The 20,180-nt window shown below is 36.4% G+C and carries 18 protein-coding genes and 1 tRNA gene; 12 read left to right on the forward strand and 7 right to left on the reverse strand.

Going from position 1 to position 20,180, the window contains the following annotated elements:
- Nucleotides 1–106 precede the first annotated feature (106 nt).
- A complete protein-coding gene (locus tag VK161_RS03685) occupies nt 107–598 on the reverse strand; it encodes a DUF456 domain-containing protein (protein WP_324213406.1) in 492 nt (163 codons plus the stop codon).
- Between the two features lie 31 nt (nt 599–629).
- On the opposite strand from VK161_RS03685, the gene VK161_RS03690 reads away from it, so the two are divergent.
- Together VK161_RS03690 and VK161_RS03695 are read left to right on the forward strand one after the other, a co-directional pair.
- On the forward strand, nt 630–995 hold the full coding sequence (locus tag VK161_RS03690; RefSeq protein ID WP_324213407.1) for a hypothetical protein: 366 nt from the start codon (nt 630–632) through the stop codon (nt 993–995).
- Between the two features lies 1 nt (nt 996).
- Nucleotides 997–1,476 carry a hypothetical protein gene (locus tag VK161_RS03695; protein WP_324213408.1) on the forward strand — a complete coding sequence of 160 codons (480 nt, stop codon included), beginning with the start codon at nt 997–999 and terminating at the stop codon, nt 1,474–1,476.
- A 349-nt stretch (nt 1,477–1,825) separates the two neighbouring features.
- Here the strand turns inward: VK161_RS03695 and VK161_RS03700 are convergent, their stop codons facing one another.
- Together VK161_RS03700 and VK161_RS03705 are read right to left on the reverse strand one after the other, a co-directional pair.
- Nucleotides 1,826–2,950, reverse strand: a complete 1,125-nt coding sequence (locus VK161_RS03700; protein ID WP_324213409.1) for a glycosyltransferase family 2 protein — start codon at nt 2,948–2,950, stop codon at nt 1,826–1,828.
- 55 nt (nt 2,951–3,005) lie between these two features.
- Nucleotides 3,006–3,941 (reverse strand): hypothetical protein, encoded by a 936-nt coding sequence (locus tag VK161_RS03705; RefSeq protein WP_324213410.1) that lies wholly within the window; start codon nt 3,939–3,941, stop codon nt 3,006–3,008.
- Nucleotides 3,942–4,054: 113 nt separating this feature from the next.
- Between VK161_RS03705 and ruvC the strand changes: the two genes are divergently transcribed.
- The 6 genes from ruvC (at nt 4,055) to VK161_RS03735 (ending at nt 8,358) form a co-directional block, all read left to right on the forward strand.
- Nucleotides 4,055–4,606 (forward strand): crossover junction endodeoxyribonuclease RuvC, encoded by a 552-nt coding sequence (ruvC, locus tag VK161_RS03710; protein ID WP_324213411.1) that lies wholly within the window; start codon nt 4,055–4,057, stop codon nt 4,604–4,606.
- Between the two features lie 83 nt (nt 4,607–4,689).
- Nucleotides 4,690–5,823, forward strand: coding sequence for a radical SAM family heme chaperone HemW (gene hemW / locus VK161_RS03715; protein ID WP_324213412.1), 1,134 nt, complete (start codon nt 4,690–4,692; stop codon nt 5,821–5,823).
- 87 nt (nt 5,824–5,910) lie between these two features.
- Nucleotides 5,911–6,681: a cyclase family protein gene (locus VK161_RS03720; protein WP_324213413.1), complete on the forward strand. Its 771-nt coding sequence runs from the start codon at nt 5,911–5,913 to the stop codon at nt 6,679–6,681.
- A 15-nt stretch (nt 6,682–6,696) separates the two neighbouring features.
- Entirely contained in the window at nt 6,697–7,104 is a 408-nt protein-coding gene (locus VK161_RS03725; RefSeq protein WP_324213414.1) for a GNAT family N-acetyltransferase, read from the forward strand.
- A 57-nt stretch (nt 7,105–7,161) separates the two neighbouring features.
- On the forward strand, nt 7,162–7,533 hold the full coding sequence (locus VK161_RS03730) for an MmcQ/YjbR family DNA-binding protein (RefSeq protein WP_324213415.1): 372 nt from the start codon (nt 7,162–7,164) through the stop codon (nt 7,531–7,533).
- A 99-nt stretch (nt 7,534–7,632) separates the two neighbouring features.
- A complete protein-coding gene (locus VK161_RS03735) occupies nt 7,633–8,358 on the forward strand; it encodes a PH domain-containing protein (RefSeq protein ID WP_324213416.1) in 726 nt (241 codons plus the stop codon).
- A 125-nt stretch (nt 8,359–8,483) separates the two neighbouring features.
- On the opposite strand, the gene VK161_RS03740 is transcribed toward VK161_RS03735, so the two are convergent.
- Nucleotides 8,484–9,590 carry a DUF4407 domain-containing protein gene (locus VK161_RS03740; RefSeq protein WP_324213417.1) on the reverse strand — a complete coding sequence of 369 codons (1,107 nt, stop codon included), beginning with the start codon at nt 9,588–9,590 and terminating at the stop codon, nt 8,484–8,486.
- 338 nt (nt 9,591–9,928) lie between these two features.
- Here VK161_RS03740 and VK161_RS03745 point away from each other — a divergent pair, with 338 nt between their 5' ends.
- Nucleotides 9,929–12,334: a DUF7619 domain-containing protein gene (locus VK161_RS03745; RefSeq protein WP_324213418.1), complete on the forward strand. Its 2,406-nt coding sequence runs from the start codon at nt 9,929–9,931 to the stop codon at nt 12,332–12,334.
- Between the two features lie 100 nt (nt 12,335–12,434).
- Here the strand turns inward: VK161_RS03745 and VK161_RS03750 are convergent, their stop codons facing one another.
- Entirely contained in the window at nt 12,435–13,823 is a 1,389-nt protein-coding gene (locus tag VK161_RS03750) for a dipeptidase (protein WP_324213419.1), read from the reverse strand.
- A gap of 163 nt (nt 13,824–13,986) precedes the next feature.
- Between VK161_RS03750 and VK161_RS03755 the strand changes: the two genes are divergently transcribed.
- Nucleotides 13,987–14,068 (forward strand) — tRNA-Leu (locus VK161_RS03755).
- 403 nt (nt 14,069–14,471) lie between these two features.
- Complete coding sequence (locus tag VK161_RS03760) at nt 14,472–15,239, forward strand: hypothetical protein (protein WP_324213420.1); 768 nt, start codon at nt 14,472–14,474, stop codon at nt 15,237–15,239.
- Nucleotides 15,240–15,410: 171 nt separating this feature from the next.
- On the opposite strand, the gene VK161_RS03765 is transcribed toward VK161_RS03760, so the two are convergent.
- Both VK161_RS03765 and VK161_RS03770 read right to left on the reverse strand, forming a co-directional pair.
- Nucleotides 15,411–17,177: a DUF885 domain-containing protein gene (locus tag VK161_RS03765; protein ID WP_324213421.1), complete on the reverse strand. Its 1,767-nt coding sequence runs from the start codon at nt 17,175–17,177 to the stop codon at nt 15,411–15,413.
- Nucleotides 17,178–17,316: 139 nt separating this feature from the next.
- Nucleotides 17,317–18,213, reverse strand: a complete 897-nt coding sequence (locus VK161_RS03770) for a NifU family protein (RefSeq protein ID WP_324213422.1) — start codon at nt 18,211–18,213, stop codon at nt 17,317–17,319.
- Between the two features lie 149 nt (nt 18,214–18,362).
- Here VK161_RS03770 and VK161_RS03775 point away from each other — a divergent pair.
- Nucleotides 18,363–20,180: choice-of-anchor L domain-containing protein (locus VK161_RS03775; RefSeq protein WP_324213423.1), on the forward strand; the 1,818-nt coding region annotated here is incomplete at its 3' end.

Below are 20,180 nucleotides of genomic sequence, written 5' to 3' on the forward strand. Positions count from 1 at the left end.
GAATATTCATCGTAGATGAACAAATTTTAGTTTCTTATTTGATATTAATTAGTGAATTCGTGGCGAAAAATATTTAAAAAGGCGTTCTCAATCGGAACACCTTTTTTTATTTTATAAAGCCATCAAAAGCCAAATAGACAAACAAAATCAGAAACGACAAACACACTATAAACTTCATAAATGTCGAAACTAAAAAACCTATAAACGACCCAAACGCGGCTTTCAATGCTCCGTTTTTATCTTGCGAGTTATTAATCAATTCTCCTATAAAAGCGCCCACAAACGGACCTATTATAAATCCAAATGGCGGAATAAACAATCCGACTATTAATCCAATATTCGTTCCCCAAATTCCGTACTTTGTGCCTCCAAAACGCTTGGTTCCTTTAGCCGGAATCACATAATCCAAAATGCTAATCACAATTGTAATTACCAATGTAAAACCCAAAACCCAATAGTTGTTTTCTACTTTGCTCGTGAGGTAAATCAATAGTAATCCAACCCAACTCAAAGCCGGACCAGGAAGCACAGGCAAAAAACTGCCCAAAAGTCCAACCAAACAACAAATCAATCCTATAATTGCCAATACAATATCCATATCTAAAAAAATTACTACTTTTGAAACGAATATGAGAAAAATACTTCACATAACCGTAATTACTCTTTTACTTCTGTGCTCAACATTAGCGATGAGTCAGGAAAAAACAGTTGATCCTGATGCCGAAATCAAGGAAATGCTCTACAATAAGTATAAAAAAGAGGTGAGAAGTTACGATAAAAAAGATTTTGACGACTTATTCATGTCATTTTTCGAAAGTCAAAACGGCGAAAAAGTGCTGACCAAAGAAGAATTTTACTCTTATACCATCAAAATTGCCATCTATTCGGAAAAACTCGGACTCTTGTACAAAAGCCAAAAAGCCGAATCCGATCAGGCCAAAAAAGAATGGTACGATAAAAGCTATCAAGACTATCTCAACTCCAAAAAAAACTAAAGTGAAAAAAGTACTAACCTTGTTTTTAGTGGTGTTTTTTGGGTCGTGTCAGTATTTCGAAAAACAAGTTCCCAACGAAAAAGAATTGCTCGAACAAGAGCTCAAAAAAGTCGATTGGAACAAAGTCGACGAATATCCATCGATAAGCACGTGCGACAGCTTAACCGATCCTGAAATGCGCAAACAGTGCTTTTTCGAATACCTAACGGCTACTATCCAGCAAAAACTCAACGTCGATACGCCGTTCAATAAGTTGTATCCCGAAATTGACACCATCGAAGTAAAAGTGACCGTTTTACCCGATGCTACAATGCAATTCGAACCTCAATTTCCACAGGATTCAGTGACGTACGACAAGGTAAAAATCGACAGTATTCTCCACGCTCGATTAGTCGATTTGCCCAAAGTAAATCCAGCCAGCAAACGCGGAATACCAGTAAAAACGCAGTTTATCTTGCCTGTTATTTTAAAAGTAGAGTAAGTCATTGCGAGTAAGCGATGCAATCTGAAGCTATTTCCAGCTGTACATTCCAAGTTTTTGCGCGAAAATTGTGTTTTTCTAAGGCCAAAAAAGAGCTTCTTTGGTCGCTTTTTTTAGCCAAGAAAAAACTACAATTTTTGGACAAAAAGCTTTCCATTTCCATCTGGGCTAGAGCAACCCATTTCAATAGAAGATCAGATTTTTTATTCAATTTAAAAACTACTTAATTATCCAATTTGTATAGAAGTTGTATTCGAATAATTCGAACTTTCATCGCAGATGAAAATTTTAGATTTATAATTTATTTCATTCGCGAATTCGTGGCAAAGAAAAAGATAATTTAATGAAATTATTTGCTAAAAGTTCGCCCTTTCCAAGTAAAAGAACCAAAAAGCGAATACACACCAACCACACTCGAAAACACAGGATACACAATGCTACTCGCCAACGGAAGTAAAAATTTCCCTTTTCGCAAATAACCATTCGCCTGCGATAATAAAGTATAATCCACCAAATATTTTACCAAAAATACACCTAGAAAACAGTTCCAATTCAATCTGTCAACAATCATCAACCCACAACCTATAACTAAAGAAAGATTCATTAATAACACGCCAACCGCTAAAATTTTAGCATAACTACTGCTGTAACTGGTTGCCTTACTTGCCCAGCGAACGCGTTGCATGAACAATTTAAACAAATCGTTTTCGGGTTTGGTCTTTACAATACTGTCATCGTGCTTCAAATAGTGAATGGCTTCCGGTTTTTTTAAAACCGCTTTTTGCAACAACATCACATCATCTCCGCTTGCTTGTTGGTTGATTCCGCCAAAACCGCCCAATTCATGGAAGAATTTCTTGGTGTACGCAAAATTGGCTCCGTTGCACATAAACGGTTTCCCAATACCAAAACTACCAATAGTTGTACCTTGTAAACTCAACAAATCCAATTGCTGAAAATGATGAAACCAGTTGTTTTTTGTTTTATATACTACAGCACCAACTACCATTTCGGCTTTGGTTTGCTGTATGAATTGATCCAAAGTCAATAACCAATTTTCATTCACCACACAATCGGCATCAGTTGTAATTACCCAATCCTTTTTAATAATCGGAATCGCACGTGATAACGCATCTTTTTTGGGTGAATTGGATAAGCGCAAATTTTCCAAAAGTGTCGTTTCAATTTTACCATTTTCCATGCGCCAATTGATGTACACACGTTCCGATTGATCTTTCGAGAAATCGTCCACCATAATGAGTTCAAACAACTCTTTTGGGTAATTCAAATCCGAAATCGAACGCAATAACTTCCGTAAATTTTTTTCCTCATTCCGAAACGGAACAATAATCGAAAAAGAAGTTTTGGGAGAACTATTGGTTTTCTCAAACGTTTTGACTTTCCCAAAACCCAAAATCAGTTGCGCAATCAACACAACGTAGATTATCAAAATAATGCTCAATACTACTATCATAAACTATATTTTAATTCTTTGCGAACCTTATGTAAAGCCTTTGCGTCCTTTGCTGTTAAGAAATTTCAGGATTGGTGTTCAACTTAAATCGCAGTACAAAATAACTCCCAATTACCACAGGCAATACCACATTCAAAAACCACATCAGTGTGCTGATAAAAACCACAATCCATTCATTAACACCCAATTTTCCGAAGAAGAACATGGCTACACTTCCTTTTACGGCAAAATCTAAAAACTGAAAACTGGGCAACGACGACGCTAAAAAATACACTACAGCAATAGTTGCCATCAAGGTTCCATAGGGTAAATCTACGCCAAAAGCCAGAAATAAAAAATAATATTGGTGGGAAAAAACCAAATAGCGACAAATGGCTAAAAGGATGTTTTTTCGGTGAATTCTCATCGGAATCTCATTCAATTTCTCCAAGAGTTTCTGAATGGAATACTCTTTTACTTTGATTTTTTTGGAGAGAAAAGAGATAAGAAGTAAGACGCAAGATAGTACAACAATTGTCAATGCCCATTTCCAATAACCAATAATTAATAGTCCAATGGTGCCGAAAATAACCGTTAAAATCATCTGAATTCCATTGCAAATCAAATTCAGAAAAATAATTGTCTTGGTTTTGGATTTATCAAAATACAAGGCTTTTCCAGCGTATTCACCCAAACCATTCGGAGTAAAAATTCCAGCTGTCAACGCACCTAAAACTTGTTTTGTGCTTTCACCTACTGATATCGGGCGCAAAAAAGAAACCAAATTCTGCCATTTCAAAATCTCCAAATACCGATTGGCAACACTAAACGAAAGCAAAAAAACAATTCCCAAAAAAGTTGCTTTTCGATTCACCAATTCGCGAAATTTTTCCCAATCGAGTTGGTCATTGGTTGCCAATTGATGGTAAATAAAATAAAAGGCTGCAATAACAATCAAAAGTTTGATTATAAAAACGCCGAATTGTTTAGCTTTGTCAGAAATTGTAATCATTGGTGCAAAGTAAAGGAAAACCCTTTTCGTATCCTAACAGGTTTTCAAAACCTGTTAGGTATAAATTTCTGAAATGAATTTACTTTGTGACTTACTGTCTTTGTGGTAAAACTATGGCAAACGAACGCATCATATTAGGCATCGATCCCGGAACTACCATCATGGGTTTTGGTTTGATTAAAGTGGTCAACAAAAAAATGGAATTCATTCAACTTAACGAATTGATTCTAAGTAAATACGATGACCATTATACCAAACTAAAAGTCATTTTTGAGCGTACCATCGAGCTCATCGAAACGCATCATCCCGACGAAATTGCCATTGAAGCACCTTTTTTTGGTAAAAACGTACAATCAATGCTTAAACTCGGAAGAGCGCAAGGCGTTGCAATGGCAGCAGGTTTGTCGCGTCAAATTCCGATTACCGAATACGAGCCTAAAAAAATTAAAATGGCTATCACCGGAAACGGAAACGCCAGTAAAGAGCAAGTGGCCAAAATGCTACAACAACTTTTAGGGTTAAAAGAATTACCCAAAAACCTCGATTCTACCGATGGTTTAGCCGCGGCCGTGTGTCATTTTTTCAACTCAGGAAAAGTAGTTGGAGCAAAAAGCTATTCAGGTTGGGATGCTTTTGTCAAACAAAATGAAGGCAGAATTAGATGATTTGAAAATGTGCCAATTTGAAAATTATTTTCTTTGCGGCTAATCATTTTCAAATTATCAAATCAATTAATTTTCAAATATACATGTCAGGAATTTACATTCACATACCATTCTGCAAACAAGCGTGCCACTATTGCGACTTTCATTTTTCAACTTCATTAAAGAAGAAAGACGAAATGGTCATGGCATTAGACAAAGAAATTCAAATGCGAAAAAGTGAATTCCAAGATGAGATTGTAGAAACCATTTATTTTGGCGGTGGAACTCCCAGCAGATTACAGATTGCAGATTTAAGATTGCAGATTGATTCGATTTATAATAATTACAAAGTAGTTCATAACCCAGAAATTACTCTTGAAGCTAATCCAGATGACTTATCTGAAGACTATTTAATTGAGCTCATCAAAATTGGTGTCAATCGTCTTTCCATCGGAATTCAATCTTTTTTTGAAGATGATTTGAAGATGATGAATCGAGCGCATAATTCAGCTGAAGCCAAAAAATGTCTAGAAGAAGCTACTCAATATTTCGATAATATCTCCATTGATTTGATCTACGGAATTCCGAATATGAGTAATGAAAAATGGAAACAAAACATTGAAACGGCATTATCGTTTGGTGTTCCACATATTTCGAGTTATGCTTTGACGGTTGAACCAAAAACCGCTTTGCATTCGTTCGTTCAAAAAGGAATTGTTCCGCAACCCGACGATGAAGTGGCTCAAGAACACTTCCAAATTTTAGTTGATACGTTGACAGAAAATGATTTCATTCACTACGAATTGTCCAATTTTGGTAAAGAGAATTACTTTTCTAAAAACAATTCGGCGTATTGGTTGGGTAAAAAATACCTCGGAATTGGTCCTTCTGCGCACAGTTATGATGGTGAAAAACGCGGTTGGAATGTGTCAAACAACACGTTGTACATTAAATCCATTCAAGAAAATAAATTGCCTATTGAAACCGAAGTTCTATCCAAAACGGATCGTTACAACGAATACGTCATGACGGGTTTGCGTACTATTTGGGGAATTTCGTTAGACCGAATTGAAATCGAGTTTGGAGCGACTTATTTGAATTATTTAAACCAACAATCTCAAAAATACATCGAAGATCATTTGCTTTTTGTGGATGAAAACATACTGCGAACGACCAAAAAGGGAAAGTTTTTGAGTGACGGAATTGCTTCCGACTTATTTTTATTAAATTTGGAATGAATTAACCACAAAGGACACAAAGAAGGCACAAAGAACACAAAACTTTGTGTGCATCGTGTAAATCTTCGTGGTCTTCGTGGTTAAAATATGAAAGCTATAATCCAAAATTTCCAAATCGACTTATCAAAACCCATTGATATTTCCATTCCTTTATCCAATTCTGATCAAAACCCGATTGCGTGGTACATCGAAAAACCTCAAATTGAACCTGTAGTTTTTGGTGAATGGATCGGAAAAGTATCAGAAGGAAGTTCGACCAATTTCAACAACATTTTCTTCAATCCGCATGGTCACGGAACGCATACAGAATGCCTCGGACATATAACGCGAGAATTCTACTCAATCAATCAATGTTTGAAACAATTCTTTTTTACGGCTCAATTGATTTCGATTGAACCCGAGAAAATCAATGGAGATGAAGTGATTACCAAAAGTCAGATTCAAAAAGTAATGGATAGCCGCGCTTCGCTCGCAATGACAGAAGCCATAATTATCCGAACGTTACCTAATCAAGAATCCAAAAAATCAACCAATTACTCACATACCAATCCGCCGTACTTGTCTGAAGATGCCGCTGTGTTCCTTCGCGAAAGCGGAATTCAACATTTGCTAATTGATTTACCAAGCGTAGATCGAGAAGAAGACGAAGGAAAATTACTGGCTCACAAGGCGTTTTGGAATGTGAAAGACGTCAATAATCTGAATGATGATGCACGATTAAATTGCACCATCACTGAAATGATTTATGTGGAAGATGAAATTCAAGATGGAAATTATATACTCAACCTACAAATCGCTTCGTTTGAAAATGATGCATCGCCATCCAAACCAATTTTGTATAAGATAATTGATAATTGATAATTGATAATTGATATGATTACAGTATCAACTGATAAATCCCAACTCGACGTTCCGTTCATACAAAATTTCCTCAAAGATATTTATTGGGCGGCTGGACGAACTATTGAGGAAGTGCAAACGACTATTGACGCCTCGTTGTGTTTCGGAATTTATCTTGACGGAAAACAAATTGGCTTTGCACGAGTAGTAACTGATTATGTAGTTTTTGCTTATTTGATGGATGTTTTTATTGACGAAAACCACCGCGGAAAAGGCTATTCGTCCATTTTGATTGATGCCATGATGAACGAACCACAGTTGCAAGAAGTCAAAATTTGGCGTTTGGCAACCACTGATGCCCATTTTTTATATGAAAAATTCGGTTTCAAAGCGTTAGCGCATCCTGAAAAAATGATGGAAAAAATAATACTAAGTAAATAGTGATTAGTGAATAGCACAAAGCTAATCACTAATTACTAGTCACTAATCACTTAAAAAATGAACATACAACAACTTTACGAATTCTGCTTATCCAAAAAAGGTGTCACCGAACACTTTCCGTTTGACGAAGATACTTTGGTGTTTAAAGTAGGCGGAAAAATGTTTTGCTTAACATCGTTAAAAGAATGGGAAAAAGGAACGCCTTCGCTCAATTTGAAATGCGATCCCGAACAAGCCGAAGAACTTCGGGCGCAATATGACGCGATTAAACCTGGTTATCATATGAGTAAAATTCATTGGAATACGATTGATTTTAATAGCGATGTTTCGGATAAAATGATGTGCGATTTCATCAATCACTCCTACGATTTGGTTTTTAAGAGTTTAACGAAAAAAATCCAAAACGAAATAAATAAATTAGAAAATTAGGCATTACTTTTGTGAAGCTTTCCTAACAGGTTTTTATCCTGTTAGGTATCAATTGAATGTTGAATAGTCAATTTTGAACAACGAATTTAGAACTAAATTATGATAGACAATCTAAAGAAAATACTCAACGAAGACCAAGATCCAAAAGCGATTGAAAAAATCACTTCTAAATTGAGCAATTTGTTAATGAACAACGAAGAAGTAGGTTACATCGCTGTTCAGAAAAAACCAGCAGTAACCATACTTCCCGACAGTATTGTGGTGACCAATAAACGAATCATTTTGTGCAAACCTAAAAACTTAGGCTTGTCGATGGAATTCATCGATTACGATTGGGACGACATTGCGGCGAGTTTTGTAAAAGAGGGAATTTTAGGTGCCGATTTTACGTTTTCGACCAAATCGGATTTAACGCATACAGTGGATTATTTGCCGAAAAACCAAGCGCGAAAATTATATACTTATGCTAAAGAACAATTGGATTTATTGAAAAATCCTGTGGCTTTTTCGGCTCCAGTTGTAGAAGAAGTAAAACCAATTGATGTTGCAGAAACACAACCTGAAATTGTAGAAGAAGTGGTTGAAGAAATTGAGACAGAAGAAGTAACTAATTTTGCCGAAATCATTCCGGTTGCCCAATCGGGTTACCGTGATGAAAAACAACATCCCGACGAACAACCAGAATCAACCGAAAGAAAATTGAGTGATTTGTCGCAAGACGAACTTTTTGAAAAGTTACAGAATTACAAAAAGTTATTGGACAACGGTTTAATCATGCAAGGAGAATACGATGCTTTGAAGAAGGAAATTCTGAGCCACATGTAGATTTAACCACAAAGGCACAAAGATTTTTTCACTAAGTGCACAAAGTTTAATTAATAAAAAATCCCAACAGCGATACTGTTGGGATTTTTCTTTGTGTTCTTTGCGCCTTCTTTGTGTCTTCGTGGTTAAGCCTTCATCGAACGTTTTTGCTTATCCACAAATCCATCCGATTGAAGTTTTAGTAATTCTAAAGCGCCTTTTTTCTTGTAGTTGTACAACTCTTTGTCTTCTTTGATGTCGGCGTACACTTTATCGTAAATTTCAGCGTCGGTTTTGCGTTGCAATTCGCTTTGGTAGCGGTTTTGTGCTAGTACATTTTTAATTCCCATTTCGGCATCTTCTTGTTTGAAATCGTATTCGCCTTTAGGAGAAAGCAATTTGGCAATAATCGGTGATGTTTCAATAGCCAAAAACAACAGCATGATAAAAATAGAAGGCAAAGAAGGCAATTTATTCAACGCATTGATGCGTGCCATCAAACCATCGAAACCATCAATGATGGGTTGGGTTTCGGTGACTTTTTTGTCTAAGTCGGCTTGTAAGGTTTTGGCTTTTTCTTCTTTTTCTTTGATTTTAACGGCGTTGACCGCTTTTAATGAATCGAGTTGTTTCAAAGCAGCGTCGTGTTTTTCCCGCTTTTCTTTGTACACCGGACCTTTACCTAATTTTTTGGTTCCAGCGGTTCCTTCGGCTTCGGTGATGTAAGTAGCATACAAATCGTTGACTTCTTTTTCTTTTTTAGTGATGTCACTTTTTAGACTGTCGATTTCGGCTTTGTTTTTATCGACATCACTTTGGAAATAATTGGCCACTTGTTTTTTGTTGTCCAACGCCATGGCATTTTTTTCTTTTAGTAACACTGTTTCAATTTCTTTTTGAAAGATTTTGATTTCTAGTGGTTTTGAGATTACAATAGCGATGATGATGGCCAAAGCAATTCGTGGAGTCGCTTGAATGAATTCGTCTAAAAAGTTATCGCGTTTTTTGATGGTAGAAACGATGAATCGGTCGAGGTTGAAGATCAGAAAACCCCAAACTAGTCCGAAGAATATAGCGGTATACACATTGTCAAAAACAGTGAAAAGAGCATAACTACTGGCAATGAAAGCCATAATTGCCGTAAAGAAAACCGTAGCTCCGATTCCGGCGTACTTGTTTTGTTCGCCATTGGAACAACCGTTCACAATGTCAGTATCGACACCTGAACACAGAATAAAAAAACGTTTTAACATGATTGATTGATTTAGGTTTCCAAACTCGTTGGAAATGATTGATGATTTTTGTTATACAAATTTAACGCCAAAGTTTTTAGATTGTTGTAACTGGATGGAAATTATGTTGTTACTACTTGTTCGCGTTAGGGATTGAAGCGGAAATCCTTTTACTTTTTCTTTAAAAAGGAAAAGATTGTAGCGAAAAGCCCGACGCTATTGCAACTCAATCGTTTGTGATGAAACATGATTTTCTGCAATAGCGGAACGCCCAAAAAAAATTAAAACACAGTAAATAAATGAGTTGAGGAATCGTTTGGAATACCTTTTTTATTACTTTTACTAAAAATCCTACGTCTATGAAACACATTTACCTACTTTTTACTGTTTTTTTGGGTGGTTTTCTCCACGCTCAGATTATTACAATTCCGGATGCCAATTTTAAAGCGAAGTTGTTGGAAGCGAATGCTACTAATGGAATTGCTTATGATAGTAATTACAATTCGATTGTAGTTGATGTGAATTCTGATGGTGAAATACAATTAAGTGAAGCGCTAAATATACACAGCTTGGAAGTGATGAATAGCTCTATTTCTGATGTAACAGGAATTGCAAGTTTTGTGAATCTTAAATGGTTGAATTGCCCCAATAATTCAATTACGGCACTCGATTTAGGTAGTTCAATTGTTTTAAGAGGTTTGAATGCCAGTCATAATTCGTTAAGTTCTATTTCGGTTAGATTTGAAGACAATGTGGAAGGATTTGATTTGAGTTACAATAATTTGACTTCGTTTGTTTTAGAAGAAGGAAGTAATTTTTTTGACTCGTTTAACTTGAGTCATAACCAGCTTTCTACTTTAGTTTTGACTAATAGTTACATTGAATATTTTAATATTAGTTATAATAATTTAACGCAGATTCAGTTTGTTGGTGATGTATGGCTTTCAAGAACAGCTAATTTTACTCATAATCAGTTTACTTTGATGGATTTGTCGGGAGCTAAGTTTGATTATGATGCGCATGTTATTTTGGGATATAATACAGAAGATAACGTTGTTTTTAACTCAGTTGCCAAACCTGGAAATCTAAGTTACAGTTCGGACAATACCTCTTTTGATTTGGGGAATTTTCATTCCTCAACTAGTTGTGATCCTGAATTTACAGGTAATGTCGTTATAGCTGATTGCCCCAATTTACAGAATTTAATTTTTAAAAATGGGCTAGTTCATGGTTATTATACTTGTAATGAAGGCGGTACTATTTTTCAAAATACATCATTAAGTTTGGGGATATCCAATTGTCCGAATTTGAAATACATTTGCGTTGACGAAGGTACAGAACAAGCTATTGTTCAAGCGAAAATTAATCAAATGGGATTGCAGAATCAAGTTCAGGTAAATTCGTATTGTACGTTTACGCCGGGTGGTGAATTTTATTCCATCAACGGAAGCACTCGTTATGATTTGAACGCGAATGGTTGTGATGGTTCCGATTTGGCGGTTTCGAATCAAAAATTTACAATTACTAATGGAACGCAAACCAGTACAATCATAGCCAATGATTCGGGAGATTTCGCTATTAATGTGGGTTCAGGAACGCATACGATTACTCCTATTGTTGAAAATCCAGCTGGTTTTACTATTTCTCCAACGAATGTAGCGGTAAGTTTCCCTGCGCAAAGTAGTCCGTTTTTACAGGATTTTTGTCTGACAGCGACTGCGCCATTACACGACTTTGATATTACTTTGATTCCGTTGAACGCAGCCCGACCTGGTTTTGATGCTCATTATAGATTGGTTTATAAAAATACAGGAAATGTGATTGATAGCGGAACGATAGTGTTGGATTATGATGACGCTGTTTTGGATTGGATCAATTCGACAGTTGCACCTTTGACTACTAACGACGCTTTGAGTTGGAATTTTACCGATTTACAACCTTTTGAAACACGAAGTATTGATGTGACCTTTAATTTAAATTCGCCAACAGAAACGCCTCCGTTGAATGGAAACAATATTTTAGGATTTGATTCTTCGATTGGTGAAAACGGCGCTTCACAACCTTTTTCTAGTCAGCATGTATTGTATCAAACCGTAGTGAATTCATTTGACCCTAATGATAAAGTATGTTTGGAAGGACAAGTGTTGGATGAAAGTTATTTGGGTGGTTTTGTTACGTACCAAATCCGATTTGAAAATACTGGGAATTTTGCGGCTCAAAATATTGTTGTAAAGGATGTAATTGATACTTCAAAATTTGAAATTAGCTCGTTGATGCCAATAGCGGGCAGTCATGATTTTTATACCCGAATTGTAGACAATAAAGTAGAATTTGTTTTTGAAAATATCAACCTTCCGTTTGATGATGCCAATAACGATGGATTTGTTGTATTTAAAATACAATTAGCGCCAACCGTTACTGCAGGATCTACTATTAGCAATAGTGCGAGCATTTATTTTGATTATAATTTTCCAATTGAGACACTGCCTGCAGTTTCTTATTTAGGAATATTAAGTGCGGATCCATTTGTTTTTGATGAGCAATTTGTCATTTCACCTGTTCCAACTAAAAATAGTTTACAAATCAATTCAAAAAGTTCTCTAATTATTGAACGAGTTGAAATTTATAACCATTCAGGTCAGATTGTTCAAAGCGAAGTTGGGATAAATTCCACAATAGACGTTTCTCGACTATCAAAAGGAAGTTATTTCTTAAAGATAAGAACCAAAGAAGGAGTATTTGTAAAGCAGTTTTTGAAGGAATAGCTTAAAAATATTCAATAAAAAATCCGTTTATTCAAATTGAGTAAACGGATTTTTTTTAATTATTAACCCTTCGAGGGTTTCAAACCCTCGAAGGGTTGTTTTATTTAGAAAGTTCTACAAAATACTTATAAAACAACGGAATCGTTTCAATTCCTTTTAAGTAATTGAAGATTCCAAAGTGTTCATTAGGCGAGTGAATCGCATCCGAATCCAAACCAAACCCCATCAAAATAGTTTTTGATTTGAGTTCTTTTTCGAATAAAGCCACAATCGGAATACTTCCGCCAGAACGAACAGGAATTGCTGGAACGCCAAAGGTTTCGGTATACGCTTTGTTGGCCGCTTGGTAACCAATACTGTCAATTGGTGTTACATAACCTTGTCCGCCGTGGTGTGGTTTTACTTTTACTTTTACTGATTTTGGAGCGATACTTTCGAAATGTTTGGTAAACAATTCGGTGATTTCTTCCCAATCCTGATTCGGAACCAAACGCATGGATATTTTGGCAAATGCTTTGCTTGCGATAACCGTTTTGGCGCCTTCACCTGTATATCCGCCCCAAATTCCGTTGACGTCTAACGTCGGACGAATCGAGTTGCGTTCGTTGGTTACATAACCCGTTTCACCGTAAACATCATCAATATCTAACGCTTTTTTATAATTATCTAAATTGAAGGGTGCTTTGGCCATTTCGGCTCTTTCGGCAGCAGTCAGTTCTTCTACTTTATCGTAAAAACCAGGAATCGTAATGTGGTTGTTTTCGTCGTGCAACGAAGCAATCATTTTGGTCAAGACATTTATAGGATTGGCTACAGCGCCACCATACAAACCTGAGTGTAAATCACGATTCGGACCTGTAACTTCTACTTCTACATAACTCAATCCGCGTAAACCTGTCGTAATAGAGGGTTGTTGGTTGGAAATCATTCCCGTATCGGAAATCAAAATCACATCGCAACTTAATTTCTCCTGATTGCGTTCTACAAACCAGCCTAAACTTTTTGAACCTACTTCTTCTTCGCCTTCGATCATGAATTTTACGTTGCAAGGCAAACAATTGTTGGCAATCATGTATTCGAATGCTTTTACGTGCATGTACATTTGACCTTTGTCGTCACACGAACCGCGAGCAAAAATCGCTCCTTCAGGGTGAATTTCAGTGGTTTTAATCACGGGTTCAAAAGGTGGTGATGTCCACAGTTCCATTGGATCGGGCGGTTGAACATCGTAATGACCGTACACTAAAACAGTGGGCAAATTTGGGTTGATGATGTGTTCGCCAAAAACGATGGGATAACCTGGAGTTTCACAGATTTCAACGGTTTTACAACCTGCTTTTTCAAGACTTGCTTTTACGGCTTCGGCCGTGTCAATTACATCTTGTGAGTACGCGCTATCGGCACTGACCGACGGAATTTTAAGTAATTCAATTAATTCAGAAATAAAACGTTCTTTGTTTTGTTGAACGTAGTGTTTTATGTTGTCCATTGATTTAAAGTAAATGATAATGTCAAATATACGAATTGAAATTTCAAATAGCAAAAAACAAATTTCAAATGATGCAGTAGCAAAACAGCATTACTTTTTTGTTATTTGTCATTTGTGTTTTGGAATTTAAAAAAAACAACTATATTTGCACACACAAATTTCAGCGGGTATGGTGAAATTGGTAGACATGCCAGACTTAGGATCTGGTGCCGCAAGGCGTGTAGGTTCGAGTCCTATTACCCGCACAAAAAGTCCGAAATGAAAGTTTGGGCTTTTTTTGTGGCCATAGGTCGAGAAGTTTATCCCGATGGAATATAATGGAATCGGGAAGTCCTATTACCCGCACAAAAAGCTCAAAGGAAAGTTTCGGATTTTTTTTGTGGTTGGAAGCGAAAGGCTTGGGCTTTCTTGGTTTCGTCTTTCCCGCTATCCGCACCGCGCGGCGGTTTGCTACTATCGGGGCTATTTAATGATGGTCTTTTGTGAAAGTGGTAGTTTTTTAGAAATTCTAAATAAAGATTGCGCTATTTCCTTCTCAAAAACGGTTCATTTCTCTGTTAAGAACTATTTTTTTTACTTCTTTTTTTGCTTTTGGAATGGAGTATTTTTGTAGTTAAAGCTGTTTAGACGTTTTTGTTAATTTTTCGTATGAAAAAGAATTCCGCTATGATGACACTTATTCTTGCCCTAATAGGTTGCGCCTTGATAATTGGTTCGGTTTTTTCGTTGTATAAGTCAACCAATAGTAGCGACGACTCGCTCGATTTTACTAGAACTGAAATCGACATTGCCAATAAAAAAATTGATGTTCTAAGTAACGAAATCAAAGAAGCCAAAGAGCGTTACGCTGAAGCCGACAACAAACCATTGGAAAATAATCCAGAGCTTTTCAATACTGTAACAGGAGAAAATATTCCGATTGTCGAAATCACTCACACTGATTTGGGTGAAGGAAGTGAAGTGATCGAAAATCGTAAAAAAGGACAACGCGTGATGTACAACCATCAACTGAAATTTTCGTTGATGAATGTGGGGAAATATTCATTAAAAGAAGTGATTTTTTCAGTAAAAGACATTTACAACGACAATGTGGATCGCAAGGTCAAAAAGATGCCAAGTCAGTACAATTATATGGGACGCACTTTTGATAATGAAGACGTTGGAGCGTACAACAACATCGAAGTAAATACGCTCAATCTCAAAAGCAAAAAACTAGTTTATGTGAGTAATTTACCAACTAGTTTTGGAGTTGGTGATTACTATTACGACATTATTATTGAATGGAATAATGGTTTCTACCAAATGCACATCGATATTGAAGAACTCAACGGAAAACTCAAATACCGTTATCAATTTTATGATGTAGAAGGCAATCCCATAGACTTTAGAAAAATGGAAGATAAAGTGAGTGCATAATCTACAGTACTTAAAGTTTTTTAAATCACCACAGATTCGCAGATTTTTTTCTCCACAAATTCAAGATTATTTCACTGGTTTTAACGGAAGGTTTTGAATAATATAAATAAAAAAAGCCGCAAAAACGTTGACAAAATCAGCGAATCTGCGGCTTTTCTCTTCAAGAAACTGTTATTTACTTGCTTTAATCCAATTGGTTACTTTTTTCTCTAGTAAAGCCAATGGCATCACACCAGATTCGAGAACAATTTGATGGTATTTTTTGATGTCGAATTTTGAACCCAATTCGGTTTCGGCTTTCTTGCGTAATTCTAAGATTTTTAATTGCCCAATTTTATACGATAACGCCTGACCCGGAATTGCCATATAGCGTTCTACTTCTTGCACAATTACCGATTCGTTTTCGGCTAAATTATTCATTCCGTATTCGATGGCTTGCTCGCGTGTCCAGCCTTTATTGTGCATTCCGGTATCAACAACCAAACGCACGGCACGCAACATTTCATTGCCCAACATTCCGAAATATTGATATGGATCTTTGTACAAGCCCAATTCTTTCCCTAAACTTTCGGTGTACAATGCCCAACCTTCACCATAAGCTCCAAACCAATTGAATTTTCTAAAATCGGGTAATAAGGCATTTTCTTGTTGTAGTGAAATTTGGAAATGATGACCCGGAATGGCTTCGTGTAAAAACAAATCTTCGTCACCATAATAATTATAGTTGTTCACATCGGGAATCGGAACGTAAAAAATTCCAGGACGTGAGCCATCGGCTGCGCCTTGAACGTATTCGGCACTTGCTGTTTTTTCACGAAACGCTTCGGTACGACGAATTTCGAATTTAGTTTTGGGTTGCAACGAGAAGAATTGGTCTACATTAGGCTTGATGATTTCATACACGCGTTCAAAATTGGCAATAACATCCTCTGGTTTTTTGAATGGTTTGAGTTCTTTGCTGTTGCGGATGTGGTCGAAAAACTCAACTATCGTTCCTTTGAAACCAACTTGAGCTTTTACTTTTTCCATTTCGGCTTTTAGGCGTGCGACTTCTTTTAAACCTAATTCGTGAATTTCTTCTGGAGTCATTTCAGTCGTTGTCCATTGTTTTACATAGGTTTTGTATAAGTCATTTCCACCAGGTAAAGCTCCGATTCCACTTGTTTTTCTTGATGCTGGCAAATATTCTGTTTTTAGGAAAGCCGACATTTTTTGAAACTGTGGAACCAATTTGGTGTTGATGATTGAAGTGTATTCTTTGGTGAATTGCTCTTTTTGTTGAGCAGAAAACGATTCGGGAAATTTTTTGATCGACGAGTAGAATAAATTGTCTTCCACTTTTGGTGTCACCATATCGTCAAATTGCGGAATGACTTTTTGAGTTAATACTTCGGGTAAAACAACTCCTTTTTCAATTCCTTTTTTCATATACACGATGGCAGAATCAATCCAAACCGAGTACAATTCCATACGCTTTTGGAAATTTTTATAGTCTTTCTCCGTTTTGAAAGGTTGAGCACTTTCGGCACTACCAAATTGCGCCATAGTCAAGTGCGTTCCCCAAAATTGTTGAATTGGAGTTAAGTTGGCATTTTGTTTGAGTAAATCTTTACCTACTTCAACTTCCCATTTAATGATGTCATAGCTGTTTTTTTCTTCGTCGGATAAGGATTCAAAGTCTACTTTTTCGAGTTGAACGGCATAATTATCAAAGAATTCAGCTTGTTTTTTTCGGTACGAATCGGTCATTTCAAACTGCAATTGGTCGTTGTAGTCGTTTTGACCATTTTGGGTCGCATCCAATGGATTGAGTGCGTTTTTCTCTTTGAAATACGTTTCAGTTAGTTGTTTAAAATCGACTGTTGCATCGTTTGATTTACAGTTAATCATCACTGCTGAAATCAAAAAGATTAAAGAGATTACTTTGATGTTTTTCATGTTGGTTTTGGTTAGAAATTTTGCATGTATTCAATTCGTTTATTTTTTAGCCCCGATGCAAGGGAAAAACCTTTTTGTGAAAAAAGTTTTGGAAAGGCAGCGGGAAAATGGACGGCAAGAAAGCCCAAGCCATTCGCTCCTAAGCATTCAACGCTTCGACTACAATTTCGTTGTCATGAAGCATGTTTTTGAGCATGTTTTCGATGCCGTTTTTGAGCGTGAATGTAGACGATGGACAACCGTTGCACGAACCTTGTAAAATTACTTTCACATTTTTGGTTTTTTCATCGTAAGAATCAAATAAGATATTTCCGCCATCGGCAGCAACAGCAGGTTTTACGTATTCTTCAAGTATATTGATGATTTGTTGTGAAGTAGTGTCGAGGTTATCAAAATTGGCAATTTGCTGTTTTTCTTGATTCGGATTTTCGGCTATCAGACTTTCGTCGACCACAGTTCCACCGTTTTCGATGAATTGTTTAATGAACGTTCGAAGCTCGAGAGTGATTTCGTCCCAAGTAGCAACTTCGTATCGAGTGATGGTGATGTAGTTTTCATCAATAAAAATTTCTTTCACAAATGGAAATTTAAAAAGCTCCTTAGCCAGCGGTGATGCTGCGGTTTCATCGATGTTTTTGCACTCGATTGCCTTCTTGGTGACCATTCTACTTACAACAAATTTTAGGGTAAAAGGGTTTGGAGTTGTCTCACTATAGACCGTGATCGGTATTTTTTTTACAAAGGATTGCTCTTCAATGATTATTTTTCCGCCATCGGCGATGAAATCTGAGATTTGTTGAGCGACTTCGTCTTTAACATCCGACCACTCCACGATGCTGAATCGTTCTATTGCGATAAAATTTCCCGAAATGTAAACGGTTTTTACAAAAGGTAAGTAGAACAGTTTTTGGGCTAATGGCGAGTTTTTGGTTTCGTCAATATTTTTGAATTCATAATTCTGATTTTTGGTTATAAAATCTTGAAATTCAAATTTAATAATAGCCGGATTTTGGGTTTCTTTTATGGTAATTTGCATGGTTTGAGTCGTAATTTTTTACAAATTTAACAAAGTTATTTTCGAGTAATGATTATATTTGGGCTTTTTAAACAATTAATTAACATTTAGTTGTCTTAAAATAGGTCTAAATATCCAAACAAGATCAACCAAAACAACCAGAATACGCTATGAAAAAAATTACCCTTTCCCTATTATTAACTTTGTGTTCTTTCTATGGCTTCAGTCAAGCTATTACCACAAGCACAACCAATTACACCGTTCCTCAATTAGTTACTGACGTTTTATTTGGTTCTGGTGTTGGAGGCGGAGCATGTGCAGGAACCATTTCGAATATTACTTGGACATCATGTGGAAACAATGGTATCGGATCATTTACCAATACCAATCCGAATTTTCCCTTACAATCAGGAGTTGTTCTTGTTTCTGGGAATGTTTCGGCGACTCCAGGACCAAATAACACAACTCAGAGTAACGGAAATTGTGGAGGTGATCAAGAGTTGTTTGATTACATTCAAGCTTTAGGAATTGACCCTAATCTTAATAGTTATAATGATGCTTCAATATTGGAATTTGATTTTGTTCCATTGACCAATACAATGAGTTTTGATTTCCTTTTTGCATCCGAGGAGTACGGTACATTTCAGTGTGATTTTTCCGATGCATTTGCATTCTTCTTAACCAATACCACAGCAGGTACTCCAACTACAAACTTAGCATTAATTCCAAATACAACTATTCCTGTTTCGGTTATAACCATAAGAAACACGCTACACAATACGGCATGTCTTTCTGCTAATCCGTTGTTTTTTGATAAGTTTTATCAATTACCAACAGGTTTAAATCCTAACATAGCCCCAATCAATTTTAACGGTCATACTGTGAAAATGACAGCATCTTCAAATGTTGTCCCAAACGATACTTACCACATTAAATTAGTAGTTGCAGATAGAAATGACAGTGCTTTAGATTCGGCTGTTTTTTTAGGAGGAGGAAGTTTTAATATTGGTCAGGCAAATATTTCAGGAGCTGCAGGTACAGGATTTGAAGCCTTAACTGATTTTACTATAGCCAATGGTGCAGCATTGTGTTTTCAATCGTGTAGAGAAGTAAGAGCGGGAACAGCTCCTATTCCAGGAGTTACTTATCAATGGACTTTAGAAGGTGTGCCGATTCCGGCTGCTACTAATTTTAACTACAACATTTGTGCACCGGGAACATATGGTATTATAATCACTTTCCCATCAGGATGTATTCAAGAAGATTCAATGGAAGTTGAGTTTTTACCAGCAATGCCTGTTGCCAATCCTGTTGATTTGTATAGTGGTAGTACACTTTTTGATTTAACATTGAATTCTCCAACAATTTTGAACGGGCAAAGTGCTTCGGATTATATCTTAAACTACCACCTAACTCTACAAGATGCTATTGATGTAGCTAATATTATTCCTAATCCAGCATCATTTATTGGATTCGATGGGCAAGAGATTTTTGTTTCCATCCAAGACGATGCTTCTGGAACAGATTGTAGAGAAACTAGATCTTTTATTTTGCATATAGTTGAGCCCGGAGCTGTAACGCCACCAGACTTAGTTTTGTGTGATGATGTTTCCAATGATGGAACAGAAATTTTTAACTTAGTACAGCAAACGCCAATCATTTTGGGGTCTAATATTGCTTCTGACTACATAATAACTTATCATACTTCACAGTTTGATGCTGATAATGATTTAAATCCAATTGCTAATCCAGTAGCTTATCCAAATAATCCTAATCCTCAAATTATTTATGTAAGAATGGAGGAAGTGGGAAATCCTACAGCTTTCGATTCTGTTTTCTTTCAGTTAATAGTCAATCAGTATCCAATTGCAGGTTTAGACGGAGCGATAACTGTTTGTGAAACGAGTACCACTGCGATAGATCTATTCAGTTTAATAACAGGAGAGCAGTCGGGCGGAGTTTGGACACAGAATTCTGGTTCAGGAGGA

It is taken from the genome of Flavobacterium sp. (genome assembly GCF_035299245.1).
In the GTDB taxonomy this organism is placed as follows: Bacteria; Bacteroidota; Bacteroidia; order Flavobacteriales; family Flavobacteriaceae; genus Flavobacterium.

What these genes read in the sequence shown, in the direction of transcription:
- VK161_RS03685 (WP_324213406.1), bottom strand. Translation starts at nt 598, where the DNA reads ATGGATATTGTATTGGCAATTATAGGATTGATTTGTTGTTTGGTTGGA.
- VK161_RS03690 (WP_324213407.1), top strand. Translation starts at nt 630, where the DNA reads ATGAGAAAAATACTTCACATAACCGTAATTACTCTTTTACTTCTGTGC.
- VK161_RS03700 (WP_324213409.1), bottom strand. Translation starts at nt 2,950, where the DNA reads ATGATAGTAGTATTGAGCATTATTTTGATAATCTACGTTGTGTTGATT.
- VK161_RS03705 (WP_324213410.1), bottom strand. Translation starts at nt 3,941, where the DNA reads ATGATTACAATTTCTGACAAAGCTAAACAATTCGGCGTTTTTATAATC.
- ruvC (WP_324213411.1), top strand. Translation starts at nt 4,055, where the DNA reads ATGGCAAACGAACGCATCATATTAGGCATCGATCCCGGAACTACCATC.
- hemW (WP_324213412.1), top strand. Translation starts at nt 4,690, where the DNA reads ATGTCAGGAATTTACATTCACATACCATTCTGCAAACAAGCGTGCCAC.
- VK161_RS03720 (WP_324213413.1), top strand. Translation starts at nt 5,911, where the DNA reads ATGAAAGCTATAATCCAAAATTTCCAAATCGACTTATCAAAACCCATT.
- VK161_RS03725 (WP_324213414.1), top strand. Translation starts at nt 6,697, where the DNA reads ATGATTACAGTATCAACTGATAAATCCCAACTCGACGTTCCGTTCATA.
- VK161_RS03730 (WP_324213415.1), top strand. Translation starts at nt 7,162, where the DNA reads ATGAACATACAACAACTTTACGAATTCTGCTTATCCAAAAAAGGTGTC.
- VK161_RS03735 (WP_324213416.1), top strand. Translation starts at nt 7,633, where the DNA reads ATGATAGACAATCTAAAGAAAATACTCAACGAAGACCAAGATCCAAAA.
- VK161_RS03740 (WP_324213417.1), bottom strand. Translation starts at nt 9,590, where the DNA reads ATGTTAAAACGTTTTTTTATTCTGTGTTCAGGTGTCGATACTGACATT.
- VK161_RS03745 (WP_324213418.1), top strand. Translation starts at nt 9,929, where the DNA reads ATGAAACACATTTACCTACTTTTTACTGTTTTTTTGGGTGGTTTTCTC.
- VK161_RS03750 (WP_324213419.1), bottom strand. Translation starts at nt 13,823, where the DNA reads ATGGACAACATAAAACACTACGTTCAACAAAACAAAGAACGTTTTATT.
- VK161_RS03760 (WP_324213420.1), top strand. Translation starts at nt 14,472, where the DNA reads ATGAAAAAGAATTCCGCTATGATGACACTTATTCTTGCCCTAATAGGT.
- VK161_RS03765 (WP_324213421.1), bottom strand. Translation starts at nt 17,177, where the DNA reads ATGAAAAACATCAAAGTAATCTCTTTAATCTTTTTGATTTCAGCAGTG.
- VK161_RS03770 (WP_324213422.1), bottom strand. Translation starts at nt 18,213, where the DNA reads ATGCAAATTACCATAAAAGAAACCCAAAATCCGGCTATTATTAAATTT.